This window comes from Pantoea sp. GABEPS69 (genome assembly GCF_045780835.1).
Classification (GTDB): Bacteria; Pseudomonadota; Gammaproteobacteria; order Enterobacterales; family Enterobacteriaceae; genus Pantoea; species Pantoea septica.
Window position 1 is genome coordinate 31,150 of sequence record NZ_CP118622.1, and the last position, 26,298, is coordinate 57,447.

A 26,298-nucleotide genomic window follows, 5' to 3' on the forward strand; every position below is an offset into this window, starting at 1 on the left:
GGGGCCAAATTTCGCATGCGAAATCATTATTCTCTTTTCAGGAGTTTCCTGACGGCATTTGACAGCCTGTAATGCTGCTTTGACCACCGTCCGCGTGAAACGGTATCATTTGCCTGTTGACCATCTTCCGTCACATTGTCAGCATAATAGTAGATATCAATAACGTTCAGCTCTTTCAAAGCGGAAGCAACAGCCCGAATGTTAGTTCTGATATAACCGCTTTGTTTTTCGAACTCATCAAGATCCAGCCCGCTGCGCTCATTATCTAACGCATCAGCTAGAGCAAAGACCAGTCTTGAGGCCAGTGATCGTCTGCCTGTTTTTCCTAACGCTGCATCAAGCTCAATAAACGTCATTCTGCTCTGACCGCCATTTTTTTTCGGGAACGGTAATGCTGTGCTTCTTCAATGGCCGCCACGATCCATCCTGATGCAATGCTGAGATCTACATTTTCAGGCAAGTGTATAGACAGATTATCGAGTGTCAGGGCGGGAGAAATTTTAAGCGTAAGCGATGCAAAACCGGCCCACTCCTCATGGGTAACAGGGCGCCATCCGCGTTTAAGCTCCAAGTCAAATGCGGCTAAAGCCGCCCAAAGGGGCGGCTGCTTGCGTTTGTTCCATTCAGTCAAAGCGGCACCGGGTACTGCGAGTTCGCGAGATACAAGCTTCAGGTGTCGGGCATGATCTGTAAGAGCCTGAGCGGCTTCTGCTGCACTTTTCTGTTCATTTTTAGCCCAGTTACGCACGATGTTTCCGCGAAACTGACCAGACAAGAATGAAAAGGGTGTTGCTGAGTTAGTCGGCATTATTCATACCTCAGCCCTAAAATTTCCACTTCATTTGCCTGTACGTACATCTCACCATCAGCGGTTTTCACCCATAAAAAACCAAACTCATCAGGCGCCTTATGAAGCATGATGGTGCCTTCGCTGCCGTTTAGCCGGACAACCGGGATGAGCAGAGGTGATGTCTTCTCGGCATTATGCTGCTTTTCAGCATCACTTACGGGCGCAGGCTGTAGCTCAGCGTCTGTATTCTCAGGAGAGCTGTTCTCATGTTGTTGAAGTGATTTCGCATGCGAAATCCTACCTTCCGTCCGGTTAGTGTTCCGGCCTTTAAGCCTGTCGAGCTCTTTCTTTACTTGGGCCCGGGTCAGAGTGCTGCCAGCATTATATTTTTCAATCAGGCGATCTGCTGCACCTGAGTCGATACTGTCGACCTGGATCAGCGTGTAAGCCAGATCGACGTCAGTGATAGATTTGTTTTTCAGCAGTGCCTTAATTTTCTCTGGCGCCGAGCCGATACGCATATGCTTACTGACGAAAGCTGTCGGTTTACCAAGTGAGCGGGCAATCTCTTCCCCGGTCATGTTGAAATCCGTCTTCAGTCTTTCAAAAGCCAGGGCTGTAGCCAGAGGCTTCAGACCTGACTGTTGCAGGTTTTCAATCAGCTGGCCCATGATGCGCTGCTTTTCATCTTTCGGCGGCTTTCCGACGTAGATATCAATAAATTCATCACCGCGCTTTTTCATTGAGCGGATACGCGTAGCACCAAACCATACGCGGTAACCGTTTCGATCTTTCGGAAAACAGCGCGGCGGTGTCAGGTTACCGAATTCACTGAACGACTCAACCATGCCGGAAATGACCTCATCATCAAAGTCATCTTCCGGCCGCACCTGCTCGACTTCGTAAATTTCATCGGCTCTGACGCGCACAATCTGTCCCTCGGGTTCAAGTCCGGGGCGGGCAATTTCTGCCCGTATCTTCGAAGCATCAGGCGTTCCAACCGGAGCCGGCGTATCGCGGGCTGCGACACTTGCGGCGACTTCAGGCATGGCGCTTGCAGCCGGACCGGAGGTTTTAAGTGCGTTGAGTTTCTTCTGGAATTTACTCGCAGCCATCAGTGGCCTCCCTGCGTCAGTTCAACAATCCTGTTACTCAACTCCTGATACTGCTGCGCAGGCCTGCTTGATGGAGAATACTCTTTGATAGTCATGCCCAGCTCAATGGCCTCTTTGGCAAGGTTTTTTACCCATGAGATATAGGCAAGCACTGTTTCCGGGCCGTAATTTTTCTCCTGCAGAATGTCGAACAGACGCTGCAGGTTTTCTGTTTCTACAGCAGTCAGATAGCCGTCCAGAAGTGGCTGATTGTAATTCTGAACGTTTGCCTGAGTAATGTAAGTACCAAGGTATTTGAGTTCGGGATTGTAATTTTTACGGATGCGTTGCATGTATGACAGCTGCTTCCCAACACCAATACGTGATGACTTCTCCAGAAGAGTTGGAATCAGCAGATAGTCTGCGACGAGATGAGAGGCGATCAGCAGATTGTTATATTCAGGCGCCGAGTCGATAAAAATGTAGTCGTAGTGCTTACGCAGCTCACTAATGCGCTCTTTGAAATCGAAGATACAGTCCTGTGGACGATAGTTAATTTCATGCAGTTCATTGGTCGAGCCGATGATATGCCGCCCGTCAGGCAGCACGTGAGGATTGACCTCTGTATCCGGGAAGAATAATTGGTAGGCATTTGCTTCACCTGGCGTGAAGGTATTACCCAGCGGGTCTTTATCGATGGAGAGCGGCAGCGCATCAGGAAAGGTCCTTTCCGTCAGGCCGGAGGTGGTGTCAAAGTCGATCATGCAGGTCTGCAATCCCATGGCCTGCAGGTTGTAAGTCAGCTCATTCGTCGACTGAGATTTGACGACACCACCTTTCTGGTTTCCAACAATAATGACAATTCCTGCTTTTGGTTCCATCGCTACATCCTCAAGATTTCGCATGCGAAATAATTTTGATGGCTTGTCGCTGACTGGAGTGCTCCTTTAAGGAGAAGATGTGCTCCGTTGAGTCTGGCGTTTCGCCGTTATGTCATCCGGCTACCCGATGACAGACTCAGTATGCCAGGGTTCAAATAAAGAATCAATATTGATTCTTTACATCTAATAATTTCGCATGCGAAATCATTAGATGAAACTGAGCCTTATACTGATCTGAAGCGACTGCGGGATCAGGCATACATGTCTTCAGCACCGTCAATTCTGCAACACGAGCGCGGCAGGCCAGTCTGTTATTCATCCCGGAAAATCCTTCCGCCCGCAACGCTTAGGAGATTCTGTAAAACTCCGGTAGCAGAGGTTTCCCCGGGCCGGAATGTGCGCCAGGGGAATTCTTCTTTTTCTGTGATGTCGGCCTTCCCCTCTTTAGCCCGGAGCATCACCCGTTTCTATTGTCCATCCTGTTTCCCTGCGGCTGCAGGTATCTGAGCCGCGCGATTAAATATTTTCTGAGATACCGTAGGGCGCGGCGAGATCAGGAATAATCAGCGGCATCAGTCAAACAGGAAAATGAATATGTCTGAGAAAAAGAAAGATCCAGCCGGGCTGGCAACCGAAATGCTGGAAAAAAAACTGGCGGAATGGCGGGACGGAGCAGAACCGGTCTGGCGCAGCGCGTGGCCTGTGTTTGAACGTCTTATTGCCCGCCGCGTTGAACTGACACCGGTCTGGAACGAGCTGTGGGACAAAAAAGTAACCGGTATCACCCTCTGGAATCTGACAGAACAGTGTATTTTTGCCTCAATTACAAGTGAAAAAGGGGAGCACGCGCAGTTATGGGCCGATTATCGCGAGCTGCAGGCGCTCAATAAGGATATTGCCGACGCTTATATAGAGCTTGCGCGGCTTACTGAGCGCCGGGACGAACTGCTTAACCGCAGCGGGCATTTTCACGTTGAGCATATGTTCCGGCTGACGGACATTATCGATGCGGCCGGAAGCGAAAATTATCTCTACCGTTCTTATATTCGCCCGGAGCTGCAGAAGCTCGACCAGTACGGTTTGAAATACTGGCCTGATGTGCCGGCATTGCTGCGTGCGGCAGGGGAAGAAAGGCCGGATGTAGAGTTTCGTGATGAGGCCAGCAAGACCATTGCGCTTGGCCGGCCCAGCCAGCGCACGGACTTTCTGCGAGAGCTGTTTGACCGTATACATGACCTGAAAAGTCTCATCATATACGGCCTGCAGCGCGACTTCAGGCTGTCGGATGAATCGCTGGCTACGCTGTGCAATGTGCTTTGCGATCTGCAGGAAGACGCTGAGGTTGACGGCCCCTATATCAAACAGGCAAGACAACGCCTGCGCAGTCAGGGTTATAAGGCAGCCTGGTAATCGTCACCGGCGATCATCGTCGCGGCAGGAACAGAGTTCGTGCGTCGTCGGAGTCCATCGAGAAGCGCACCCCCAGCTGGCGCGTCACGTTTGAGCGCGAACACCCGCGTATACCATTCGGTTGATTTAGCGCCCTTGTGTCCCATCATGCCATGAATAGCCTTCTGCGGCACCGGGTGCATTGCAAAGGAATCCCAGAAGGTTTTCGGTGTGACGGGCCGGATGGAGAAGGTAACATCGTTACGCTTAGCTTTTGCGACCGCCTTGCTGATCCAGCTGCGCACCGTATCCTCGCTTTTGACCGCTCACAGCCATCCCCGATCGGCCTCCGGAATGGTGACCGTGGCCAGATACTCGCGCAGCCGGCTGACGTATCCGGGATCGGTCAGCGGAACGACTCGGGCCGTTTCGACTGGTAAAAAGGCATGAGAAAGAAAGCTAAAACAGAAATCCAGGAGGGATGAACATACGACAGGTAAAAACCCCCAGTTTAAGGGGGATGGTCACATTACCAATAGTGAAACTGAACTTGTTGCCAATAATCGAGCTGTTTTTCAAGGTTCTGAATCGTTGCAGGATTCACGCCCTTGCTAATGGCCAGATAAAGCGCCATTTCACATGCCTCAATATGTGCCGAAATGTCTTGCGGTAACAATGAGCTGTGGGATGGATGTTTGTAAATGAATTGCATTTTATAGCTCCTTTTTATTTATTAGATCAGAACGGGTACATCCCGTTCAGCCCCATCAGATCCTTGCGTCAGCGTCCTGCATCCGCTTCATCAGGGGACCGGTATTATAGAGTGAAATCTCCGGCGGTCCTTAACCTTATGCGAATTTTCTAAGCCTTTTTCCGGTCCGTTTCGGATTGATGACCTAAATAAAGTTTCTTCAGCACAGTCATAAGTGCCATCACAGCCCTACACTTAAATCAGTGGCAATGTTGCCAGCACAGATAAGAGGTGGAACATGAGCAAAATTGACGAGCTAATAGCAGCCTTACAAAAGGGGGCCGATACCACGCACGACACCTGGGAACAGCTGACGTCAGATCAGACAAGCCGCAGTGGTCATACCGTGCAGCGTGTGGCGGCTGCGCTGGAAAACGGGGTCGATCCGGACGTTATTGCCCTGCAAATGACAAAAAACAGTGAAAGAAACAACCCGGAGAACCCGCAGTCATTTAACGGTGATGAGATAAAGGCCATCGGAAAGGTTTATGCTGCCAACGTCACGCGCGTTGCGCTGACCAAGCCGCAGACCCGTGAACTTATAAAATTGCAGGGCGATACGTCTGGTGCGCCGTCCGGTAATGGCAGTGAGCCTGAACCGTCATACTGACCGTAGCGGGTGCTGTTGCATGGCACTGGCAGCCATTACCTAAGCTGTCCAGATATATTGCCAGATATGAAAAGGGCCGCTTATGCGGCCCTGAAATCTTAGAAGATAAATTACTGCTTGCGGTCTCTACTGAAGCTCCGCTCAGATTTCCGGACGCGCCGCATGTCATGGTAGGGAGAGTCCGGAAACTTAACCAGCTTCGACGCCGGCAATTTGCAGAGACGGCGCAGCCTGGCCGAAAGCCAGATGGCACGCAGGCCAGCCCGGGCATAATGCAACCGACGATAGTTAAAAAATCTTATATGGTAGGGATCGTTCAGCGCATAGAGGTGCTCCAGCATCCGCGCCGTCTGCCTTACGTTAACCGGCAGCTCGCGCAGCTTATACATCAGCGCTGCTGGTAAGACTTTCCATTCACCTTTGACAACGGAAAAATCCAGTACCGGCTCGGGCATTGCGGGAACCAGCAGCAGGTTAAGTAATGGCGGTTCTGGTACACGTTTTCCCTTATCATGGGACGCGTCGGCACAGTGAAGCGTAAAGTCTTCCAGCACGGTAATCAGCTCAATGCAGATGAACAGCCGGTCCTCCTGACGCTTTTCCTCTGCCGTCAGTCGTTCACGACGACGGGTAAAATGATGCGTCAGCGCCACCGCGCCCAGTGCGCCACAAAAGGACAAGGCCGGCGTCATCCACGCTGAGAAATCAGAAGCTTCCTTTACAGGCAAATTTTACTCTCCGATGTAGAGCTTATTAAGAGTGCAAAGTGAGTCTACTGGTCAGCTGGCTTGAGGCTCGTAACCTCATAAAATGCCTGCCATTCATCAGTAGCCTCAGTGTGGTCATCGTTTTCGCTGAAGACAATCATAGTTTTCACATCGCTCAGTTTTTCAACCACCTCAAGTAGCTCAGAGGAAGGAAAAAACAGCAGATAAACCGCGCTGGGAGGCAGGTAATCTTTTTTGAGCATGGTAGAAGAGTGCAGACTGGCGCTCACGCTTTTGATCTGTATGGTTCGGTTACTACGCAGCTGTTTGAAGGCATTTTCGCCGACGGCTTTAGTAATATACTGCTCACAATGTTGTTTATTATTCACGCATACACGCAATTCGACATCATGTGCCTTTGCCTGCTCAACTGCAAAGTTAACAATGGATTTGTACGCTTGCTCAAGCTCTTCCCACGACCGGATATAGCTGTATCTTTGTTTCATGACTTTCCTTTATTGCTGAGTTAATGCCAACGCTTTAAGCGGACAGAACAAAACCGCTGAAGAGCATTTGTTATTTATCCCGAAATAACAATCTGCTGTGCTCGTCAGGAGTAAGCAGGCGTCTCGCGTCGCCAGCGTCCATTGAGAAGCGCACACCCAGCTGGCGCGTTACGTCGAGCGCGAACACCCGCGTGTACCACTCGGTAGATTTGGCGTCTTTGTGGCCCATCATGCCCTGAATCACTTTCTGCGGCACCTGGTGCTGCACCAGGTGCATTGCAAAGGAATCCCGGAAAGTTTTCGGCGTGATCGGCCGGATAGAGAAGGTGACGCCGTCACGCTTTGCATCGGCGACTGCCTGGCTTATCCAGCTGCGTACTGTGTCCTCGCTTTTAACCGCCCACAGCCGTCCCTGATCAGCCTCTGGGATAGTGACGGTGGCCAGATATTCACGCAGCCGGCTTACGTATCCCGGGTCGGTCAGCGGAACAACCCGGGGCGGGTTCGCTTGGGCTTCCGCCTCGGCTTCCAGCTTCTGGGCGATCTCCTCCTTACTCGGTCGGCCGCGCCGGCGCGGCTCGCCGTTCAGCGCCTCAATGCGCCGGCGCTGCTTCAGGGTACGCAGCAGCACAAATGGGCTTTTCAGGGGTACGCCCGTTGCCGGATCGTTCAGCGCAAAGTCCGCCGCCGTCAGCGGCAGCACCTCGTTCAGACGCCCGCCGGTGTTCCACAGGGTATCAATAAAGAGGCGCTTGCGCAGATCAGGAACGTGGCTCAGCAGCACCGCCACCTCCGGCGCCAGCAGGTAGCGGGGCATGGCCGTGCCGTAGGCGGCCGCCAGGTTGCGCAGCGCCACCGCGCTTTCATAGTCGAAGTAGCGCGCCGCCGGATCGGCAACGCTGTGTGAATTCTGCATGAGTTCGCGGGGTAAACTCGCCAAACTTTTAATCTCCGTTGTCTCTCTGCGGTGCAATCAGTAGCCCAGCCACGTCAGCACGTCCCGGGCGCGGTAAATGTCGCACTCGCCCAGGTCGGCGAAAAACTCGGCCGGCGCCTCGATGCCGTGGGCCTGCAGTTCCTCCAGGGCGCGCTGGCGGGTAATGGCGATCCCTTCAGCTGATTCAAGGTAAGCGTCTGACATGCTCGTTGTCTCCCGGTTGGTCAGGGTGGCGGATCAAATTGTCCCGCCAAAGTCCAGCAAAAACCACCGGAAAAAATGATCCGGCGCGGATCCTCATTTTAGCCTTTTCTCCCGTATACGGAAAATAACCTGGACAACTCGGAATTAAAAGGCGCGGCGCCGGCACCGGGTTCGCCGGGTTTGGTCCGCTAATTACCTGACGCAAAAGCTTTTATCACCGGATCGGGGGCGGCCATGGCGTACCAGGCACTCTTGGCTACATGCCTGGTAGGTAAGGCATTAGGAAAATAAAGAAGACAACAACCGTGAGCTTAGCGGAATCTGGCGAGGTTTTAACCCCTGCGACTTTCTCAGATTTCATGTAGCGACACCTGCTCGTTATCTGCTCATATTCACTTGGGTCATCACAGCAGGACTGTCTGTGCTACTCAAAAATAAAAAATTTTAGTAGGAAAATAAATAAAGCGGAAATAAAAAATTGATGAGGAAATGATCACTGTTATCCGGCGCACTGACTTCGGTAAATACGCAATTTTTGAAGCTGTGGATATTTTTAAGCGGAAAGGATTAAGGCTGACCGAAATGACATGAACTGCTTCAGCATGAGGGAGGCTGCGACCCGTTTTAAATCGCATGTGAGTTTGATGATCTGCCGGAGTTTGTTTTTATCGACGAACGCGTGCAGACAATACTTGCTGCTGAACACCTTTTCAATAAAGACGTTAATTTCACGATCGTAGAATCCTTTAAAGCCACAACTACAGGTAAATCGGAACAGACCTGCATCCGCTGTCTGCATCTTGCGCAGAAACTCCTGAGAAATTAATTGGGGATGAACATGGCTGAGCTCAGGGCCGAGCGAAAAACCGTTGAAGAAAATGTGGCAGATAAACACACTGCATCCTTATGGCTCCAGAATATTTAGAATGCAGCCGCCTCTATGACTGTGCGAAAATTTACGAGATATCGACATGCAGATTACCCCGTGTGACGCATCTTCATTTCAGAATTTTCAGCAGAATTAGCAGGCATGGGTAACATTAAAATAACCAGGAGGGATGTTTTGATTTTCATGCAATTAATCCTTATTCAGGTTGATAAAGGATAATTGTAGCTGAGAGGAATAAAAAGCCCCCGTGCGGGGGCGAAATGCAGCAGCATGTCCGGTTAAGGGAATAACTATTAAGGAAAGGGTAACAGCACCCATACTACAATGGCACTCAGCCAGCGTTGATCATGCGGCGATGCGCTTCAGCCATCGCCTGGTGTGCCCCGGACTGGCCGTTATTCATGGTTTCATGGGCAACGGCTGCTCTTTCATGTTCATTCATCGCTGCGAGCGAGGCTGACGGGTGGGTATCGTTGACGGCAATGTTTCCCATCATCTTTTGATGGTTTTCAGCCATTTTCTGGTGGGCTTCCGCAGAGCCATTATTCATGGTTTTATGAGCAATTATGGCCTTTTCATGCTGATTCATTCCGGTCATCCGGGAGGGCTCCCCCTGGATAGCAGATGGGACAGAAGCTGACTGTATCTGGTGAGCCGAAGCCTGGGTATTGTTGAAACGATCGTGAATATTCACAGTTTGAGCGGCCCATGACGCAGATACCACGCCAAAACCTAAAAAAGTTGCAAGTACAATTTTTTTCATGATAATTCTCCATTCCTGAATTAGTGATGTCCGGTTACTGAAGTCAGCGCATCCAGTGACAAACAGAATATTGTTTCGCTGAACCTGTTTACCGGGTGGCCGGCTGTATATTCATAACGGGAATATTTCCTGACAAGTAATACAGCCTTCCTGAGAAGTTGCACTAACTATATCGAATGACTTCTGTTTGCCACGTGACAGGCTGATGACAACTTTGTCATTTATTCCTTTAAATTACGATTGTGGGGTGGCATTCATTATTTTTTCAAGCCTTGGCACTGATAATATGAAACGTGTCGAGCGTATATCCGATTCCACATGGACCCTGCCGTGATGCGCTTCCACGATTGACTTTACAATAGCAAGCCCTATTCCACTGCCTTCATCTTTCCGTTGCCTGGAAGGATCCACACGATAAAAGCGGTCAAAAAGCCTTGATAAATGTTCTTCAGGAATTGGTTTCCCGGGATTTTCAATCATGAGTTCGAAATAATTTTCCTGTTCCTTTATCGATACGGTTACCGCATTACCTTCCGGCGTATAGCGCAGGGCATTAGAGAGCAGATTGTTGATGGCGCGTCTGAACATCTGGGGATCACCTTCGATAAGGCAATGCATCCCGTTGAATTTCAATGTGATGTTCCGTTCCTCCGCCCAGGCGTCGAAGAAATCGAAGACTTTGATGATCTCCGCACTCAGGTCAAACATGACCCAGTTCGGGCTCAGCTGATTATTATCCGCCTGCGCCAGGAAAAGCATATCGCTGACCATCTTGGTCATCCGGTTATACTCCTCAAGACTGGAGTAGAGGACATCCTCAAGCTCCTTCTGCGTCCGGTCCTGACTCAGTGCAATTTCAGTTTGCGTCACGAGATTAGTAATCGGAGTTCTGATCTCGTGTGCAATATCGGCAGAAAAATTGGCCTGTCGGGTAAAAACATCCTCGATTTTCTCAATCATGTGATTGAAAGAGACGACCAACTGCTCCAGCTCAATAGGAACACGTGAGGGTTCCAGCCGCGCATCAAGATTTTCCGAGGTGATATTTTTAATGGCATTACTGACGTTACGCAGGGGCAGGTGTCCCTGACGAACAGCAATGCGGATGATGAGCACAATCAGCAGACTTATCGCCACAGCAATTGCAATCAGATTCTTTTTCAGTGCGTCGAGATAGTGAAGATGAAAGTTGATGGAGAGGCCCGTCAGCAGGACATAGTTCTGGCTTTTTCCCTGCAGTGTTGCGGTTCCTGAAGAGGCGATAATCCGGTATGTTTCCATCTTCATGCCTGGCCCGCCGTGCACGGGTCTGACCGGATCTTCCACCGTCCAGAGAAAAACATCCTTCGCGCGACAGTGTGAGCTGAAGTCAGCCGTCTTCATCGCCGGGCGTAATGCCGCTCCCTGTGCCGAACTGAACAGGATATTTCCCTGCGGATCCATCAGCAGAACGGCAACGTTACGGTAACTGGCAATCGACTCCTTTATTTTGCTTATCTTTTTCTCATCGGGATCGGCCGGCGACTGCAGTATGCCGTGCATTGTCGTGCTGATTTGTTGCAGATCGCTGACATCCTGTTCGGCAAAATGATTCTCTACGGAATGCAGCATAAACCATGTAAAGGCGATAAATGCCAGTATCGTGGACAGGCTGATAAAAAAGGTCAGCCGCAGGGCAAGAGAGAAAGGGCGCCTGGAGAGCATTTTACGCATCAGGAACCTCAAGCATGTAGCCCACGCCCCGAACCGTCTGGATAAGCTTCGGCTCGTAATCATTGTCTATCTTAGCGCGAAGCCGCTTTACCGCGACGTCAATGGCGTTCGTGTCACTGTCAAAATTCATGTCCCATACCTGGGAGGCAATCAGAGAGCGCGGGAGAACTTCCCCCTGGTGACGAAGGAAAAACTCCAGCAGACTGAACTCCTTACTGGTCAATAAAATGCGGTTCCCGGCGCGACTTACCTTTCTTGATACAAGATCAATCGTAAGGTCGGCCACCTGAAACTGGCTCTCCGTGATCACCGTATTACCCCGTCGCAGCAGTGTTCGTACCCGGGCGAGAAGCTCAGCAAACGCGAAGGGTTTTACCAGGTAATCATCTGCGCCAAGCTCAAGCCCTTTTACGCGGTGTTCAATCGTGCCGAGGGCTGTCAGTAATAATACCGGCATCCCTTTGCCGGCATTGCGCAGCATACGGATGATATCCCAGCCGTTCACATCAGGCAGCATGATATCCAGGATCACCAAATCATACTCGGCAGTCATGGCGAGATGATAGCCGGTCAGGCCATTATCAGCATGATCGACCACGAATCCTGCTTCAGTCAGCCCCTTGCTGAGGTATTCACCTGTTTTCATTTCGTCTTCAACGATCAGTATTTTCATCTTTCTCTCCGACGGGCAGCTAATGTCATTCTATTGCGCCCGCGACCGTTATCAACGAATGTCAGAATAATGACAACATTGTCATTATTCTGTCACCCGGCAAACAGAGAGCGTTCTGTAAAGTACCCCTATCAATATTCCGGACTTCATTTGAACCCTTTACCAGGTCGGCCTGGACGAGAAGCGTTATGTTCAAATTAAAACTACTTAGCATCAGCACGATATTCATCCTGGCAGGCTGTGTCTCTCTGGCGCCCGAATATCAGCGGCCGGCGGCACCGGTACCCCAGCAGTTCTCCCTGTCCCGCAACAGCCTGGAGCCGACGGTGGCGGGATACCAGGACACCGGATGGAGTAACTTTTTTGCCGATCCCGAGGTTACCAGACTGATCACTGAAGCCCTGACGAATAACCGCGATCTCAGAATGGCCGCCCTCAAAGTGGAAGAGGCCCGGGCTCAGTACAACGTCACGGATGCAGACCGTTATCCTCAGTTAAATGCTTCCTCAGGTATCACTTACAGTGGTGGACTGAAAGGAGATAAAACGCCCCCCCGGGAATACGACGCGGGTCTGACGCTCAGTTACGAGCTCGATTTTTTCGGCAAACTCAAAAATATGAGCGAGTCTGACAGGCAGAACTATTTCGCCAGCGAAGAAGCCCGTCGTGCCGTACATATCCTGCTGGTCTCAAATGTTTCCCAGAGCTATTTCAGTCAGCAGCTGGCTTATGAACAACTTCGTATCGCCCGGGAGACGCTGAAGAATTACGAACAGTCCTATGCGTTCGTTGAGAAACAGCTGGTGACCGGCAGTACAAACGTTCTGGCACTGGAGCAGGCTCGCGGGCAGATAGAAAGTACCCATGCAGAGATCGCCAAGCGAGAAGGCGACCTGGCTCAGGCCAATAATGCCCTGCAGCTGGTACTGGGAACGTATCATGCGTTTCCATCGGAAAAAAAGATGAAAGGCAGTGTGATAAATCCAGTAAAACTGCCACCAAACCTGTCATCGCAAATTTTGCTGCAGCGACCGGATATTATGGAAGCGGAATATCAGCTGAAAGCCGCTGATGCCAATATCGGCGCAGCGCGTGCCGCCTTTTTCCCGTCCATCACGCTGACCAGCGGGCTTTCGGCAAGCAGCACGGAATTGTCCAACCTCTTCACACCGGCGAGCGGAATGTGGAATTTTATTCCGATAATTGACATCCCGATTTTTAATGCCGGCAGAAACAAATCCAATTTGAAACTCGCTGAAATTCGTCAGCAGCAGTCAGTAGTTAATTACGAACAAAAAATTCAGGCAGCATTTAAAGAGGTTGCCGACACGCTTGCGCTGCGGGACAGCATTAATCAGCAACTTGAGGCGCAACAGCGTTATCTTGACTCATTACAGATTACCCTTCAGCGTGCCAGAGGATTATATTCCAGTGGCGCCGTCAGTTATATCGAAGTACTTGATGCAGAACGATCTTTGTTCACCACGCAGCAAGCCATCCTGGATCTTACCTATTCCCGTCAGGTCAATGAAATTAATCTGTTCACTGCGCTGGGAGGCGGTTGGGCAGAGTAAATCTATTTAAATAGTCAGGAAAAATAAAATGCGTAATTCACTTAAAGCGGTTGTATTTAGTGCTCTTTCCGTAATGTTTTCAGCGGGGCTGCATGCAGAAACCCATCAGCACGGCGAAATGAATGCTGCCGGTAATGCCTCAGCACAGCAGATAATTAAAGGAAAGGGTATTGTCAAAGACATTGATCTCAGCAGTAAGAAAATCACGATTTCTCACGAAGCCATCCCGGCGGTTGGCTGGCCTGCTATGACCATGCGTTTCACCTTTGTGAATGCAGACGACAGTATTACGGCCCTGAAAGCGGGCACTCACGTTGACTTTACGTTTGTTCAGCAGAGCAATATCTCTTTACTCAAAAGCATCAACGATACGCAATCCTGATTGACAGTCCGGAGTGAATACAACCTGTGCGCCTGTTAATTAATTATCAGGCGTATATGCCAGGGGTTTTGATTTTTTATCGGAAAATTGTATGGCTTCTTCAAAGATAAAATATGCTGCAATAATTATCAGCAGCCTTATAGCGGGAGGGCTGATATCTGTCACTGCCTGGCAGTTTGTAAATTCCGCACAGGAAACAGGAAAAACAGAACATACCGAAAAGGAACGCAAGGTGCTTTTCTGGTATGACCCAATGAAGCCGGAAACCAAATTTGACAAACCCGGTAAATCCCCCTTCATGGATATGGATCTGGTGCCTAAATATGCTGATGAAAACGAAGATAAAAGCGGCAGAGGGATCCGTATTGACCCGACTCAGGTGCAGAATCTGGGATTAAAAACACAAAAAATTTCCCGAGGGATGCTGAATTATTCTCAGACAATCCCGGCCAACGTCAGTTATAACGAATATCAGTTTGTTATTGTTCAGGCGCGTTCTGACGGCTTCGTTGAAAAAGTCTATCCCCTGACAACAGGCGATCATGTGAAGAAAGGGACGCCGCTTATCGATATCACCATTCCGGAATGGGTGGAGGCGCAGAGTGAGTTCCTCCTGCTGTCCGGTACCGGAGGAACGCCCACGCAACTGAAAGGCGTCCTGGAACGGCTTCGCCTGGCAGGCATGCCGGAAGAGGATATTCAGAGACTGCGTTCCACCCGCAGTATTCAGACCCGGTTTACCATTAAGGCACCTATCGATGGTGTCATTACTGCGTTTGACCTGCGTACGGGTATGAACATTTCAAAAGATAAAGTGGTGGCCCAGATTCAGGGGATGGATCCTGTATGGATCAGTGCGGCAGTCCCGGAATCCATTGCCTATCTGCTGAAAGATACCTCACAGTTTGAAATATCGGTACCGGCTTATCCGGACAAAACATTCCATGTTGAAAAATGGAACATTCTCCCGAGTGCAGATCAGACAACCCGTACGCTGCAGGTACGTCTGCAGGTTACGAACAAGGACGAGCTGCTTAAGCCGGGTATGAATGCGTATCTGAAACTGAATACCCAAAGTCAGGAAATGCTGCTGATACCAAGCCAGGCCGTGATTGATACCGGTAAAGAACAGCGTGTGATCACCGTTGATGAAGAGGGCCGGTTTGTACCGAAACAAATTCACGTTCTGCACGAATCACAGCAACAGTCTGGTATTGGTAGTGGGCTGAATGAAGGCGACACCGTGGTGGTCAGCGGCCTCTTCCTGATTGACTCAGAGGCCAATATTACCGGGGCGCTGGAGCGCATGCGTCATCCAGAAAAGTCGGACGACACAATGCCGGCAATGCTTGGCCAGCCTGAAAATATGCATTCAGGACACTGAGGAGACGACGATGATTGAATGGATTATCCGGCGATCGGTCGCCAACCGTTTCCTTATAATGATAGCAGCCCTGTTTCTCAGCATCTGGGGAGCCTGGACTATCATCAATACCCCCGTGGATGCGCTGCCCGACCTGTCTGATGTGCAGGTGATTATCAAAACCAGCTATCCCGGCCAGGCTCCGCAGATTGTCGAAAACCAGGTCACCTATCCGCTCACCACCACCATGCTGTCGGTACCGGGCGCAAAGACCGTGCGCGGTTTTTCTCAGTTCGGTGACTCCTACGTGTACATCATTTTTGAAGATGGTACCGATCTGTACTGGGCCCGGTCACGCGTTTTGGAATACCTGAACCAGGTTCAGGGCAAGCTGCCTGCCGGTGTCAGTTCTGAAATAGGCCCTGATGCCACCGGTGTGGGCTGGATATTTGAATATGCCCTGGTCGATCGCAGCGGAAAACACGACCTTTCTGAACTGCGCTCCCTGCAGGACTGGTTCCTGAAATTTGAACTGAAAACCATTCCGAATGTTGCAGAAGTGGCGTCGGTGGGCGGCGTAGTGAAGCAGTATCAGATCCAGGTAAATCCGGAAAAACTGGTTCAGTACGGCATCAGCCTGCCCGAAGTTAAGCAGGCACTTGAATCCTCTAACCAGGAGGCCGGAGGCTCATCCGTTGAAATCGCGGAAGCGGAGTACATGGTCAGGGCCAGCGGCTACCTTCAGACCATCGATGATTTCAATAACATCGTTCTGAAAACCGGAGAGAACGGGATTCCGGTTTATCTGCGTGATGTTGCCCGCGTACAGACCGGGCCGGAAATGCGTCGCGGTATTGCCGAGCTTAACGGCCAGGGTGAAGTGGCAGGCGGCGTTGTAATTTTGCGTTCGGGTAAAAATGCGCGCGAGGTCATTACTGCCGTTAAGGATAAGCTGGATACGCTGAAGGCAAGCCTGCCTGAAGGAGTCGAGATCGTCACCACCTACGATCGCAGCCAGTTAATTGACCGGGCCATTGACAACCTCAGTTATAAACTCCTTGAAGAGTTTATTGTTGTTGCCATTGTCTGTGCGCTGTTCCTCTGGCATGTCCGTTCAGCACTGGTGGCGATTATTTCTCTGCCTCTTGGCCTGTGTATCGCCTTTATTATCATGCACTTCCAGGGACTGAACGCCAATATTATGTCGCTGGGGGGGATCGCGATTGCCGTCGGGGCGATGGTGGATGCGGCCATTGTCATGATTGAAAACGCGCATAAACGGCTGGAAGAGTGGGACCATCAGCATCCCGGTGAGGAGATAGATAACGCCACCCGCTGGAAGGTCATCACCGATGCCTCCGTGGAAGTAGGGCCAGCGCTGTTTATCAGCCTGCTGATCATCACCCTGTCGTTCATTCCTATTTTTACCCTTGAAGGGCAGGAAGGACGCCTGTTTGGGCCGCTGGCCTTCACGAAAACGTATTCCATGGCAGGAGCGGCCGCGCTGGCCATCATCGTCATTCCGATCCTGATGGGATTCTGGATCCGGGGAAAAATACCCGCTGAGACCAGTAATCCACTCAACCGGTGGCTGATTAAGGGGTATCACCCCTTACTGCTCAGGGTACTTCACTGGCCAAAAACAACCCTGCTGGTTGCGGCCTTATCCATTTTCACGGTGATCTGGCCAATGAGTCAGGTGGGCGGTGAGTTTCTGCCGAAGATCAATGAGGGAGACCTGCTCTACATGCCGTCAACGCTGCCAGGTGTATCCCCAGCTGAGGCTGCGGCACTCCTGCAGACCACGGACAAGTTAATCAAATCCGTGCCTGAAGTGGCGTCTGTTTTTGGCAAAACCGGTAAGGCAGAGACCGCAACGGATTCCGCTCCACTGGAAATGGTGGAAACAACCATTCAGCTGAAACCTGAAGATCAGTGGCGACCGGGCATGACGATTGACAAGATTGTTGACGAACTGGATAAGACGGTCCGTTTACCGGGTCTGGCAAACCTGTGGGTTCCCCCTATCCGTAACCGTATCGATATGCTCTCGACCGGGATTAAAAGCCCGATCGGTATCAAGGTTTCCGGAACCGTTCTGTCCGATATCGATGCGACAGCACAGAGAATTGAAGCAGTAGCCAAAACCGTGCCGGGAGTGGTGTCTGCTCTGGCAGAGCGTCTGGAAGGCGGCCGCTACATTGATGTTGATATCAACCGGGAAAAAGCATCCCGTTACGGGATGACGGTGGGCGATGTCCAGATGTTCGTTTCCTCAGCCATCGGCGGCGCGACGGTAGGCGAAACGGTGGAAGGCGTGGCCCGCTACCCGATTAATATCCGCTATCCGCAGGATTACCGGAACAGTCCGCAGGCCCTGAGGCAGATGCCGATCCTGACACCGATGAAGCAGCAAATCACCCTGGGGGATGTCGCTGATGTGAGGGTGGTTTCCGGACCGACGATGCTGAAAACGGAAAATGCCCGACCCGCCAGCTGGATCTATATTGATGCCCGCGACCGGGACATGGTGTCAGTGGTAAACGACATCAAGACGGCCATCAGCCAGAAGGTGAAACTGAGACCGGGTACCAGTGTATCCTTTTCAGGGCAGTTTGAATTACTGGAGCATGCCAATAAAAAGCTGAAACTGATGGTACCGATGACGGTGATGATCATTTTCATTCTGTTATACCTGGCGTTCCGTCGCGTTGATGAGACCTTACTCATTCTGATGAGTCTGCCGTTCGCACTCGTCGGTGGAATATGGTTCCTCTACTGGCAGGGCTTCCATATGTCTGTGGCCACCGGCACCGGGTTTATCGCCCTGGCCGGGGTGGCGGCGGAGTTTGGCGTGGTCATGCTGATGTACCTGCGTCATGCCATCGAAGCGCATCCGGAATTGTCCCGTAAGGAGGCGTTTACACCGGAAGGCCTTGATGAAGCCCTTTATCACGGTGCCGTGCTGCGTGTCCGGCCGAAAGCCATGACCGTGGCGGTGATAATTGCGGGTCTTCTGCCCATACTCTGGGGAACCGGCGCCGGTTCAGAGGTCATGAGCCGTATTGCGGCGCCGATGATTGGCGGGATGATCACTGCTCCCCTGCTGTCACTGTTCATTATTCCTGCCGCCTACAAATTAATCTGGCTGCGCAGACATAAAAAAAACGTGTCTTAATCCTGAAAGGGCACCCCGGGTGGGTTCCCTTCTGAACAAATTCGTGTGAACGACACGATTTATATCGCTAATTTACCGAGGTGAGTATGAATAAAGTGGTGTTAGTGGCTCTGGCTCTCGGCCTGTCACTGCCGGCAATCGCAAGTGAAAAAGTCATAGATATGTACAAGTCAGAACACTGTGGGTGCTGTTTCTTATGGGGCAAGGCGATGGAAAAAGACGGGTTTAAAGTGCGAACGCACGTCATGAACGATCAGGCGCTGTCAGCCCTGAAAGAAAAGTATTCTGTTCCGGCAGGACTACGCAGCTGTCATACAGCGGTTGCAGGCAAGCTGGTCATCGAAGGCCATGTCCCGGCGACGACGATACATCAGGCAATGCAGTCAGGTTCGGGCATTTACGGTCTCGCCACACCCGGCATGCCCGCAGGCAGTCCGGGAATGGAGATGGGCGACCGAAAAGAGGCTTACAATGTTATGGCCTTTGCCCCGGATGGAAGTCAGAACGTCTTCCAGAGAATCGAATAGACGCTGATAACGGGACGCCGGCATCATCCGGTCTGATGCCGGCATTATTCGTGGTAATCGCATCCGTGACATACTCTGTAGATATGAGACGCTCAGGTGTGCATAAGGAAAATTACTGTGAAAAATGATAATGCAGTGACACACGATCACCAGCCTGCTTCTGAACAGACGCGATCCGCAGACGCCAGTCAGTCAGTGCGTAAGGTAAGGGACCCCGTGTGCAGAATGTCCATCCTGCCGGAAAAGGCGCACAGCAGCATCAGATTCCATGACCATCAGTTTTACTTCTGCTCTGCCAGCTGCGAGAGCAAATTTTCAGCCCATCCCGATCATTATCTGAGCGGAAACGCCAATGAAGCCTCCCATCATCATGAAGCTAGCCCTGAAAGGGTAAAACCGTCATACCGGCAGAGTGAGAAAACGATGTCTGACGGCGTGTGGACATGTCCGATGCATCCGGAGATACGTCGCAGTGGTCCCGGAAGTTGCCCCGTTTGTGGAATGGCGCTGGAACCGCTTGTTGCCACAGCATCCACGGGCCAGGGTGATGAACTTCGCGACATGACCAGACGCTTCTGGCTGGGATTGCTGTTGACGTTACCGGTTCTGGTGCTCGAAATGGGATCCCATTTGTTTCCGCGAATGATGCAATTACTGCAGCCACAGTACAACGTCTGGCTGCAGTTGCTTCTGGCCACTCCGGTGGTGTTGTGGTGCGGATGGACATTCTTCTCGCGTGCCGGAGCCTCGCTACGTAACCGCTCGCTGAACATGTTTACTCTCGTTGCAATGGGCACGGGAGTAGCCTGGGTGTACAGCGTCATCGCCACGATCTTTCCCTCTCTTTTTCCTGCGTCCTTCAGGATCATGAATGGCCAGGTTGCCGTGTACTTTGAAGCGGCCTCCGTTATCACGGTGCTGGTCCTGCTGGGGCAGGTTCTTGAATTACGGGCAAGGGAACAAACGTCAGGCGCCATTACCGCGTTGCTGAACCTCGCCCCCAAAACAGCCAGACGTCTGGATCCTGATGGCCATGAGACGGATATCAAAGCAGAAGACGTCCTGCCTGGCGATAAACTCCGTATCAGGCCTGGAGAGAGTGTTCCGGTTGATGGCATCGTGCTCGAAGGCCGTACCACCGTGGATGAATCGATGGTAACCGGGGAATCAATGCCGGTTACCAAAACGGAAAATGACCGCGTTATCGGAGGGACCATAAATCAGACCGGTAGCCTCATCATGCAGGCGGAGAAAGTCGGTGATGAAACAATGCTGTCCCGTATTGTAAAGATGGTCGCTGATGCGCAACGCTCACGCGCGCCCATTCAGAGAATGGCTGACAGTGTCTCGGGATGGTTTGCTCCCCTGGTAATACTCATTGCAGCCGTCACGTTTGTGGTCTGGGCTGTCTGGGGGCCTGAACCCAGGGTAGCGCACGGTCTGATAGCCGCGGTTTCGGTCCTGATTATCGCTTGTCCCTGTGCGCTGGGACTGGCCACACCCATGTCGATAATGGTGGGGGTGGGCAAAGGGGCCCAGTCAGGGGTTTTAATCAAAAACGCTGAATCCCTGGAACGCCTTGAAAAAGTGAACACTCTGGTTGTCGATAAAACCGGCACGCTCACGGAAGGTGCGCCCTCGGTGACTGGTATAATCAGCCTGATACCGGGCGGCGAAGAGGCTCTGTTACGAGTGACGGCCGCCGTAGAAAAAGGATCACAGCATCCGCTGGGTATGGCAGTGGTCAACGCCGCACGTGAAAAAGGGATCACGGTACCGACAGTCAGTGATTTTAATGCCCCGTCAGGTAAAGGGGTCTCAGGGCATGTTGAAGGGCAACGGGTTATTATTGGTAATGAGCTGGCCATGCAGGATAACAGTATCGTTATTGATAACCAGAAGACCACTGCGGATGCCTTGCGCAGGGAAGGCGCAACCGTTATCTATGTGGCGAAAGACGGGCAGCTTGCCGGCCTGATCGCTATTTCGGATCCCCTTAAAGCAACCACGCCCGAGGCACTTAAGGCCTTACGTGGGGCGGGTATCCGTATTGTCATGCTGACAGGGGATAACCAGCTTACTGCTGAAGCCGTGGCGCATAAGCTCGGAATAGAAGAGGTCGAAGCCGGGGTTTTACCTGATGGTAAAAAAGCAGTGATTAGTCGGCTGAAAGCAACAGGCCATGTGGTGGCGATGGCGGGTGACGGCGTGAACGATGCACCTGCACTCGCGGCTGCTGACGTGGGGATTGCGATGGGTACGGGGACTGACGTGGCAATAGAGAGCGCCGGCATCACGCTTCTTAAAGGTGACCTGATGATGCTGAACAGGGCTCGCCATCTGTCCGAGATCACCATGAAAAATATCCGGCAGAATCTGTTTTTTGCCTTTATCTACAATGCCATCGGAGTGCCCGTGGCCGCAGGTCTGCTTTATCCGGCGTATGGCATATTGCTCTCGCCGGTAATTGCGGCAGCGGCTATGGCCCTTTCTTCCGTCAGTGTTATCGTTAATGCGTTACGTCTGAGAAGTATCAGGCTCGGCAAAGAAGGGCATTAATTAGTGCGCATTTGCTGACAGAAGGAGACCGTTATGAAAGTACCACTTATGCCGAGGTTGCAGTAGTCGAGCTCGCGGCATTTGTGCTTTTACGTTAGCACTGCTCACATCTGGTCGGCTACTGGGCTTATCTTTTACTGCTGATCCGGGGGGGATATTTCTTCCAGCGCCATCATTACGCGCTGGCTGAGGCTGTGATAAAGCCCGTAATTTGAGCTGAACACGTAAACCCGTTCCTGAAAATTCTGCGTCTTAATCTGGAACCATGTGGTGCCCATTTTTATTCCCAGCGCTTTTGCGCCAGCGCTGCGGGCGAGCACGCATCCATCATTGTTACTCAGCACCACCACAGGCTTCCCCCTCAGGTCGGGGCGGAATAAGGCTTCACAGCTGGCATAAAACGAATTTACGTCGGCAAGGCCAAACACAGGCATAGCTACCTCCGGCGTGCGCGCGTGCTGTTAAAAAACCATGTGACCACGCTGAGCAGCTGCAGCTCTTCAGGATAGATAATGGAATAAGACGGATTCATTGGCAGAAGTGCGAGCCGCGGGAACAGCTGAAGACGTTTGACTGTGAACTCACCATTTACCTCAGCAATAACGATATCCCCGTGGGTGGCTTCCTCTGCGCGATCAACCACCATGACGTCGCCATCACACAATCCCAGATCGCGCATACTGTGTCCGCTGGCACGTACGAAGAACGTTGATGCTCGTCGGCGTATGCAAAGCTCATTGAGATCGAGTTCTTTCTCCACGTAATCCTGAGCAGGGGAGGGGAAGCCAGCTGCGCAGGGCTCCGCATAGAGCGCTACGCGGACAGGCGGTGTGAAGACCGGTGGCCAGAGTAAGGTCAGGCCCTGTGCATAACGGCCCGGTTCATAATCCCGGCCCCCGGATGTACTGCCGTATAACGGTAATTGCGTTTGAACAGACCATAGAAATCCTCCTCTTAATTATACTGTTTATGCGCACAGCATTAATGAGGCAGTTTTATCTGGCAAGCAGAGCGAAACGGCTGCAGGCATTTAACCTGCTCATCTGTATGAAGGGTGACCGCTTTATTTCTTTTTGGCGCTGAACATTCACACACCATAAGCAAGTGGGGCAAATGTACGCAAGGCCCGGCGGTGTCTTGCATACCCTGCAGGGTAAACGATCAGGTTCTGATTCTGAGGTATGTGAGAACAAAAAAAGCAATGACTCGCCAGGGCGAGCCACTGAAAGACAGGAAGGTAACTTATACGGCGCATATACTGACGGTGAAATGTTACTTTTTAAGCCAGTTTTCCATCTGCTTTATCTCTTCTTTCTGAGCACTGATAATATTTTCAGCCATTTTTTTCATCTCAGGGTCTTTGCCATATTTGAGTTCTGTTTCAGCCATAGCGATCGCCCCCTTGTGATGCTCAATCATGCCTTTTGCAAAGGCCCTGTCGGCATCCTTGTCTTTTACCGCGTTCATCATGCCGTCATGCATCTGCTGCATACCAGACATGTAGTCCTTTGACGCCGGGGACATGTTCATGTCATGCGACATTTTCATATCCGGCTTCTGGGCCATAACGGCTGCCGGCAGGGCAAGCATCAACGCAGCCAGTGTCAGAGAAAATTTCTTCATGATTCGTTCCTTCTCAGCATCAGATAAAATCAGGGTTTCAGATCGTCATCAATTATCCCTCCACTCTTTTCGGAAGAGTCTACTGATGCAGATCAGAGAGTTGTCGTTACAGGTATAAGTCTGGAACAAAAAAGCATAAGCGCAAAGTCAGGCTGCTGGCAATTCCACCGTAAAGGTTATTAACTCGCCGTTCATCACAGCCTGTAACGAACCATTGTGTGCCTGCAGAATGGATCGCGTGATTGAGAGACCGAGCCCTGCACCGTCCGTATTATGCTGACGTGACGTATCTGCCCGGTAAAACCGGTCGAAAAGTCTTGTAATATTTTTATCAGTGATGACACGGGTGCGGTTCGATACGTGTATATAAGCCAGCGTTTCCCCCTGCTCTGCGCAAATCAGGATCTCATCGCCCTCTAAAGAATATTTTATTGCATTTGTTATGAGGTTACTCAGCGCCCGCCGAATCATCAGCCGGTCACCGGCAAAGCAGGCATCGCCCTCAAGATTAAGGGATTTTCCATTTTCAGCTGCCAGGGGTTCAAAATACTCAATCAGCTCGGTAATTTCAGTATGTGCCATGATTGTCTCCTTTTTGAGGGAGAGAAGGCCATTATCTGACTTAGCCAGGAAAAGCATATCGCTGCTCATTCTGGCAAGCCTGCCCAGCTCTTCTAGATTGGAAAAAAGGATCTCCCTGTAACTGTCAGCATCACGCTCCCGTGACAACGCGACCTGCGTCTGCATCATCAGATTGCTGACAGGGGTGCGAAGCTCGTGAGCAATATCCGATGAAAATTCGGACAGACGCCGGAAGGAGCTTTCGAGCCTCTCCAGCATGCTGTTGAACTCTGCAACCGTAGGCAGGAGCTCAGCGGGTAGCCGGTGCGCCGGCAGGCGCTCGCCGAGGTTATTAACGGTTACTGCCGAGGCCAGGCGGTTAATTTCGTTAAGCGGCCGCAGCCCTATTCTGGTGACAATCCAGCCCAGCAGTATCGATATAAAAATCAGGCCCCCGTTAAACCAGATCAGCCACTTCTTTAGCTGGGCAATAAAGGCGTCGTGAAGGCTCGTATCATAGGCAGCGGTTATCAGCATATCGCGCTGCCCGCTGGCATCCGGCACACTCACTTTTCTGACGATAACGTTATAGCGCCACCCGTTATCTTCAGTCGTCTGAAGGACACCGGGCTGATGTATATTAACGGCAAAGCGCTGTTCCGGAACCGGAAACCCCGGAGAAACATAGTCGGTCAGTATCCGGTTGTCCGCAGTTCTGACGGACAGATAAAGTCCACTATGGCCTACCATCGCGTCGGCTAACTTACGTGCCAGTCCGGCGTTGTTCAGGCGACCGCTATGAAACTCTCCTTCAAGCAGCTCGGTTGCCAGCTCAAGCTTTCCGTTAAGCAGCGTCAGATCCTGATTACGGAAATAGCTGTCCAGCGCGGTCACCAGTAAGGCGCTCGAAAGCAGCCATACAGACATCATGACGCCTGCAAACACAATGCTCAGCCTGGACGTCAGGGACCAGTTACGCTTCACTCTTCACGGATCTCCAGTACGTAGCCGATTCCCCGTACGGTATGAATAAGCTTTGGGCTGAAGTCGTCGTCAATTTTGCTACGCAGGCGTCGGACAGCCACATCAATAACATTCGTGTCACTTTCAAAATTTATATTCCACACCAGCGAAGAAAGCAGGTTTCGGGGCAGAACTTCTCCACGACGCTGCAGCAACAGCTCCAGGAGAGAAAACTCTTTGGATGAAAGATGGATTCGTTTCCCGGATCTGCTGACACTCCGGCGGGCGACATCTATAGTCAGGTCTGCAATGGTAAGTATACCGCCCGTCTGTGAGCGGTTACGCCTCAGCTGCGTCCGGATGCGGGCCAGCAGCTCAGCAAAGTCGAAGGGCTTGAGCAGATAGTCATCGGCCCCCAGATCGAGGCCTCTGATTTTTTCGCTGATATTGTCTTTTGCGGTAAGAAACAGCACGGGTTCTTCATGACGGGCCATTCTCATCTGCCGCAGGATATCCCATCCGTCCATGGAGGGCAGCATAATATCCAGAATGATAAGGTCATAACGCTGCTTCAGTATGTGCTCAAGCCCCTGCAGGCCGTCATTGACCAGGGTCACGTTGTAGCCCGCCTCCTGGAGGCCTTGTCTGAGGTAAGTTCCTGTTTTAAGTTCGTCCTCAACGATAAGAATTGAGCTCATGGCGACATATCCCGTTTCAGCTTAATGATTACTCCATACCCGAGCCGGGCGACAGGGTGCCAAGCCATGCTACGGTTGCGAGGATCAGGATGGATACACTGAACTCTGTGATAATACTTCTGCGCATCAGTGCAATTCCTGTCTTATACCTGCCCTGACTCAGGGCGGTTTCCAGTCTGGGAGCCAGCCTGAAGCGGTTAGCGGCCGCCAGCAACAGCATCACAAAGAAAAGTGCGGTTTTGGTAAGCAATAGTAACCCGTAATGACTGCCCGGCAGCGTCCGGAAGGGATCGTCAACAATATAGAAAAAATTAATCCCGGCGGTCAGAACGATGCTGACAACAATCACAGACCCTGTTCTGCCAAATCCTGTCAGCGCATCAGAAAGCTGACGAGCGTGACCGGCATTTTCAACTTTTTTCAGGCACAGCAGGATACTGAATGCCGCCAGGGCTCCAACCCATGCTCCCGCTGCCGACAAATGAACTATATCACTCAAAAGGTGAAGCCAGTAATCAGGCCCGTCATTCATTGCAGCATGGCCACCCCAGGCAAGCGTAGACAGTGCAACGCCTCCTGACAGAGTCAGTACATAATGGGATATGCGGGCATTGCGCAGACGTAACCCCAGCCCCATAAAAGCGATTAACAGCGCAATCAGGCGTATAACCCAGCTCAGGCCGACGGCTGTTTCCCCGATTACCATCTCCATAATGTGAAGCGTAATTTCGCCGACATCAGTCATGCCGCTCATTGCCTTAGCGACAAGCAGCATATTAGCCAGCGATAAAACAATGCCTGCCGAAATCAACAGGAAGTAGAACGACCAGACGCTGAAAAGTGACACCGATTTTTTAAGTTTTCCCCTGACGGCATACAGTTCAAATAAGGGCAGACCAAATAAAACCATCAGGTCCAGATAAAGAAAAAAACGGATAACAATAAAGGTCTGATCGTTCATGA

Annotated in this window: 26 protein-coding genes and 2 pseudogenes; 9 read left to right on the forward strand and 19 right to left on the reverse strand. The window is 51.4% G+C overall.

Annotation, left to right across the window (positions count from 1 at the left end; all coding sequences use genetic code 11):
- Positions 1-26 precede the first annotated feature (26 nt).
- Genes PVE98_RS23960 through PVE98_RS23975 form a run of 4 tightly spaced genes read right to left on the reverse strand, consistent with a single transcriptional unit; the run spans position 27 to position 2,765 of the window.
- Positions 27-356 (reverse strand): hypothetical protein, encoded by a 330-nt coding sequence (locus PVE98_RS23960; RefSeq protein ID WP_313052634.1) that lies wholly within the window; start codon positions 354-356, stop codon positions 27-29.
- Positions 353-808 (reverse strand): hypothetical protein, encoded by a 456-nt coding sequence (locus PVE98_RS23965; protein ID WP_407568623.1) that lies wholly within the window; start codon positions 806-808, stop codon positions 353-355. Before PVE98_RS23965 ends, PVE98_RS23960 begins: the two co-directional genes overlap by 4 nt.
- Positions 808-1,905 (reverse strand): ParB/RepB/Spo0J family partition protein, encoded by a 1,098-nt coding sequence (locus PVE98_RS23970; protein WP_313052631.1) that lies wholly within the window; start codon positions 1,903-1,905, stop codon positions 808-810. The genes PVE98_RS23965 and PVE98_RS23970 overlap by 1 nt, the downstream gene beginning before the upstream one ends.
- Positions 1,905-2,765, reverse strand: coding sequence for a ParA family protein (locus PVE98_RS23975; protein WP_313052630.1), 861 nt, complete (start codon positions 2,763-2,765; stop codon positions 1,905-1,907). The genes PVE98_RS23970 and PVE98_RS23975 overlap by 1 nt, the downstream gene beginning before the upstream one ends.
- A 594-nt stretch (positions 2,766-3,359) precedes the next feature.
- On the opposite strand from PVE98_RS23975, the gene PVE98_RS23980 reads away from it, so the two are divergent.
- Positions 3,360-4,175: a hypothetical protein gene (locus tag PVE98_RS23980; RefSeq protein ID WP_313052628.1), complete on the forward strand. Its 816-nt coding sequence runs from the start codon at positions 3,360-3,362 to the stop codon at positions 4,173-4,175.
- Here PVE98_RS23980 and PVE98_RS23985 read toward each other — a convergent pair.
- Both PVE98_RS23985 and PVE98_RS23990 read right to left on the reverse strand, forming a co-directional pair.
- Complete coding sequence (locus PVE98_RS23985; RefSeq protein ID WP_313052626.1) at positions 4,157-4,459, reverse strand: hypothetical protein; 303 nt, start codon at positions 4,457-4,459, stop codon at positions 4,157-4,159. The two genes, PVE98_RS23980 and PVE98_RS23985, sit on opposite strands and share 19 nt — an antisense overlap.
- Before the next feature lie 224 nt (positions 4,460-4,683).
- Positions 4,684-4,866 carry a hypothetical protein gene (locus tag PVE98_RS23990; RefSeq protein WP_313052625.1) on the reverse strand — a complete coding sequence of 61 codons (183 nt, stop codon included), beginning with the start codon at positions 4,864-4,866 and terminating at the stop codon, positions 4,684-4,686.
- Positions 4,867-5,143: 277 nt separating this feature from the next.
- Between PVE98_RS23990 and PVE98_RS23995 the strand changes: the two genes are divergently transcribed.
- Entirely contained in the window at positions 5,144-5,515 is a 372-nt protein-coding gene (locus PVE98_RS23995) for a hypothetical protein (RefSeq protein WP_313052624.1), read from the forward strand.
- 110 nt (positions 5,516-5,625) lie between these two features.
- On the opposite strand, the gene PVE98_RS24000 is transcribed toward PVE98_RS23995, so the two are convergent.
- The 4 genes from PVE98_RS24000 to PVE98_RS24015 form a co-directional block, all read right to left on the reverse strand.
- The gene (locus tag PVE98_RS24000) at positions 5,626-6,243 is read right to left on the reverse strand and encodes a hypothetical protein (protein WP_313052623.1); all 618 of its coding nucleotides are present in this window, start codon (positions 6,241-6,243) and stop codon (positions 5,626-5,628) included.
- Between the two features lie 44 nt (positions 6,244-6,287).
- Positions 6,288-6,728, reverse strand: a complete 441-nt coding sequence (locus PVE98_RS24005) for a hypothetical protein (protein ID WP_313052622.1) — start codon at positions 6,726-6,728, stop codon at positions 6,288-6,290.
- 70 nt (positions 6,729-6,798) lie between these two features.
- Complete coding sequence (locus PVE98_RS24010) at positions 6,799-7,644, reverse strand: tyrosine-type recombinase/integrase (RefSeq protein WP_313052621.1); 846 nt, start codon at positions 7,642-7,644, stop codon at positions 6,799-6,801.
- Positions 7,645-7,701: 57 nt separating this feature from the next.
- The gene (locus PVE98_RS24015) at positions 7,702-7,869 is read right to left on the reverse strand and encodes a hypothetical protein (protein WP_313052620.1); all 168 of its coding nucleotides are present in this window, start codon (positions 7,867-7,869) and stop codon (positions 7,702-7,704) included.
- Positions 7,870-8,288: 419 nt separating this feature from the next.
- Between PVE98_RS24015 and PVE98_RS24020 the strand changes: the two are divergent.
- Positions 8,289-8,791, forward strand: a pseudogene (locus tag PVE98_RS24020) (OLD family endonuclease); the annotation flags it as partial.
- A 298-nt stretch (positions 8,792-9,089) separates the two neighbouring features.
- Here the strand turns inward: PVE98_RS24020 and silE are convergent.
- From silE to silR, 3 genes are all read right to left on the reverse strand, one after another.
- A complete protein-coding gene (silE, locus tag PVE98_RS24025) occupies positions 9,090-9,521 on the reverse strand; it encodes a silver-binding protein SilE (protein WP_048785845.1) in 432 nt (143 codons plus the stop codon).
- A 234-nt stretch (positions 9,522-9,755) separates the two neighbouring features.
- Positions 9,756-11,234, reverse strand: a complete 1,479-nt coding sequence (locus PVE98_RS24030) for a Cu(+)/Ag(+) sensor histidine kinase (protein WP_048785848.1) — start codon at positions 11,232-11,234, stop codon at positions 9,756-9,758.
- Positions 11,227-11,907, reverse strand: a complete 681-nt coding sequence (silR, locus tag PVE98_RS24035) for a copper/silver response regulator transcription factor SilR (protein ID WP_084884211.1) — start codon at positions 11,905-11,907, stop codon at positions 11,227-11,229. Before silR ends, PVE98_RS24030 begins: the two co-directional genes overlap by 8 nt.
- 188 nt (positions 11,908-12,095) lie before the next feature.
- On the opposite strand from silR, the gene PVE98_RS24040 reads away from it, so the two are divergent.
- From PVE98_RS24040 to silP, 6 genes are all read left to right on the forward strand, one after another.
- The gene (locus PVE98_RS24040) at positions 12,096-13,481 is read left to right on the forward strand and encodes an efflux transporter outer membrane subunit (RefSeq protein WP_048783333.1); all 1,386 of its coding nucleotides are present in this window, start codon (positions 12,096-12,098) and stop codon (positions 13,479-13,481) included.
- Positions 13,482-13,509: 28 nt separating this feature from the next.
- Positions 13,510-13,863 carry a cation efflux system protein CusF gene (cusF, locus tag PVE98_RS24045; RefSeq protein WP_048783335.1) on the forward strand — a complete coding sequence of 118 codons (354 nt, stop codon included), beginning with the start codon at positions 13,510-13,512 and terminating at the stop codon, positions 13,861-13,863.
- A 91-nt stretch (positions 13,864-13,954) separates the two neighbouring features.
- Positions 13,955-15,247, forward strand: coding sequence for an efflux RND transporter periplasmic adaptor subunit (locus PVE98_RS24050; protein WP_048783337.1), 1,293 nt, complete (start codon positions 13,955-13,957; stop codon positions 15,245-15,247).
- 10 nt (positions 15,248-15,257) lie between these two features.
- On the forward strand, positions 15,258-18,404 hold the full coding sequence (gene silA, locus PVE98_RS24055) for a Cu(+)/Ag(+) efflux RND transporter permease subunit SilA (protein ID WP_084884208.1): 3,147 nt from the start codon (positions 15,258-15,260) through the stop codon (positions 18,402-18,404).
- A gap of 86 nt (positions 18,405-18,490) precedes the next feature.
- On the forward strand, positions 18,491-18,931 hold the full coding sequence (locus PVE98_RS24060; RefSeq protein ID WP_048785320.1) for a DUF411 domain-containing protein: 441 nt from the start codon (positions 18,491-18,493) through the stop codon (positions 18,929-18,931).
- Between the two features lie 117 nt (positions 18,932-19,048).
- Positions 19,049-21,490 carry an Ag(+)-translocating P-type ATPase SilP gene (gene silP / locus PVE98_RS24065; RefSeq protein ID WP_048785322.1) on the forward strand — a complete coding sequence of 814 codons (2,442 nt, stop codon included), beginning with the start codon at positions 19,049-19,051 and terminating at the stop codon, positions 21,488-21,490.
- Between the two features lie 149 nt (positions 21,491-21,639).
- Here silP and PVE98_RS24070 read toward each other — a convergent pair.
- From PVE98_RS24070 to copD, 6 genes and pseudogenes are all read right to left on the reverse strand, one after another.
- Positions 21,640-21,918 (reverse strand): annotated as a pseudogene (locus tag PVE98_RS24070) (DNA polymerase V subunit UmuC); the annotation flags it as partial.
- Positions 21,919-21,926: 8 nt separating this feature from the next.
- The gene (gene umuD, locus PVE98_RS24075; RefSeq protein WP_048785327.1) at positions 21,927-22,349 is read right to left on the reverse strand and encodes a translesion error-prone DNA polymerase V autoproteolytic subunit; all 423 of its coding nucleotides are present in this window, start codon (positions 22,347-22,349) and stop codon (positions 21,927-21,929) included.
- Positions 22,350-22,762: 413 nt separating this feature from the next.
- Entirely contained in the window at positions 22,763-23,113 is a 351-nt protein-coding gene (locus PVE98_RS24080; protein WP_048785333.1) for a DUF305 domain-containing protein, read from the reverse strand.
- A 147-nt stretch (positions 23,114-23,260) separates the two neighbouring features.
- Positions 23,261-24,658 carry a heavy metal sensor histidine kinase gene (locus tag PVE98_RS24085; protein ID WP_048785335.1) on the reverse strand — a complete coding sequence of 466 codons (1,398 nt, stop codon included), beginning with the start codon at positions 24,656-24,658 and terminating at the stop codon, positions 23,261-23,263.
- On the reverse strand, positions 24,655-25,335 hold the full coding sequence (locus PVE98_RS24090; RefSeq protein ID WP_048785337.1) for a heavy metal response regulator transcription factor: 681 nt from the start codon (positions 25,333-25,335) through the stop codon (positions 24,655-24,657). Before PVE98_RS24090 ends, PVE98_RS24085 begins: the two co-directional genes overlap by 4 nt.
- A gap of 28 nt (positions 25,336-25,363) precedes the next feature.
- Positions 25,364-26,296, reverse strand: coding sequence for a copper homeostasis membrane protein CopD (copD, locus tag PVE98_RS24095; protein WP_048785340.1), 933 nt, complete (start codon positions 26,294-26,296; stop codon positions 25,364-25,366).
- Positions 26,297-26,298 lie beyond the last annotated feature (2 nt).

Coding starts and splice junctions, on each gene's coding strand:
- PVE98_RS23960 (WP_313052634.1), bottom strand. CDS start 356: ATGACGTTTATTGAGCTTGATGCAGCGTTAGGAAAAACAGGCAGACGA.
- PVE98_RS23965 (WP_407568623.1), bottom strand. CDS start 808: ATGCCGACTAACTCAGCAACACCCTTTTCATTCTTGTCTGGTCAGTTT.
- PVE98_RS23970 (WP_313052631.1), bottom strand. CDS start 1,905: ATGGCTGCGAGTAAATTCCAGAAGAAACTCAACGCACTTAAAACCTCC.
- PVE98_RS23975 (WP_313052630.1), bottom strand. CDS start 2,765: ATGGAACCAAAAGCAGGAATTGTCATTATTGTTGGAAACCAGAAAGGT.
- PVE98_RS23980 (WP_313052628.1), top strand. CDS start 3,360: ATGTCTGAGAAAAAGAAAGATCCAGCCGGGCTGGCAACCGAAATGCTG.
- PVE98_RS23990 (WP_313052625.1), bottom strand. CDS start 4,866: ATGCAATTCATTTACAAACATCCATCCCACAGCTCATTGTTACCGCAA.
- PVE98_RS23995 (WP_313052624.1), top strand. CDS start 5,144: ATGAGCAAAATTGACGAGCTAATAGCAGCCTTACAAAAGGGGGCCGAT.
- PVE98_RS24005 (WP_313052622.1), bottom strand. CDS start 6,728: ATGAAACAAAGATACAGCTATATCCGGTCGTGGGAAGAGCTTGAGCAA.
- PVE98_RS24010 (WP_313052621.1), bottom strand. CDS start 7,644: ATGCAGAATTCACACAGCGTTGCCGATCCGGCGGCGCGCTACTTCGAC.
- PVE98_RS24015 (WP_313052620.1), bottom strand. CDS start 7,869: ATGTCAGACGCTTACCTTGAATCAGCTGAAGGGATCGCCATTACCCGC.
- silE (WP_048785845.1), bottom strand. CDS start 9,521: ATGAAAAAAATTGTACTTGCAACTTTTTTAGGTTTTGGCGTGGTATCT.
- PVE98_RS24030 (WP_048785848.1), bottom strand. CDS start 11,234: ATGCGTAAAATGCTCTCCAGGCGCCCTTTCTCTCTTGCCCTGCGGCTG.
- silR (WP_084884211.1), bottom strand. CDS start 11,907: ATGAAAATACTGATCGTTGAAGACGAAATGAAAACAGGTGAATACCTC.
- PVE98_RS24040 (WP_048783333.1), top strand. CDS start 12,096: ATGTTCAAATTAAAACTACTTAGCATCAGCACGATATTCATCCTGGCA.
- cusF (WP_048783335.1), top strand. CDS start 13,510: ATGCGTAATTCACTTAAAGCGGTTGTATTTAGTGCTCTTTCCGTAATG.
- PVE98_RS24050 (WP_048783337.1), top strand. CDS start 13,955: ATGGCTTCTTCAAAGATAAAATATGCTGCAATAATTATCAGCAGCCTT.
- silA (WP_084884208.1), top strand. CDS start 15,258: ATGATTGAATGGATTATCCGGCGATCGGTCGCCAACCGTTTCCTTATA.
- PVE98_RS24060 (WP_048785320.1), top strand. CDS start 18,491: ATGAATAAAGTGGTGTTAGTGGCTCTGGCTCTCGGCCTGTCACTGCCG.
- PVE98_RS24080 (WP_048785333.1), bottom strand. CDS start 23,113: ATGAAGAAATTTTCTCTGACACTGGCTGCGTTGATGCTTGCCCTGCCG.
- PVE98_RS24090 (WP_048785337.1), bottom strand. CDS start 25,335: ATGAGCTCAATTCTTATCGTTGAGGACGAACTTAAAACAGGAACTTAC.
- copD (WP_048785340.1), bottom strand. CDS start 26,296: ATGAACGATCAGACCTTTATTGTTATCCGTTTTTTTCTTTATCTGGAC.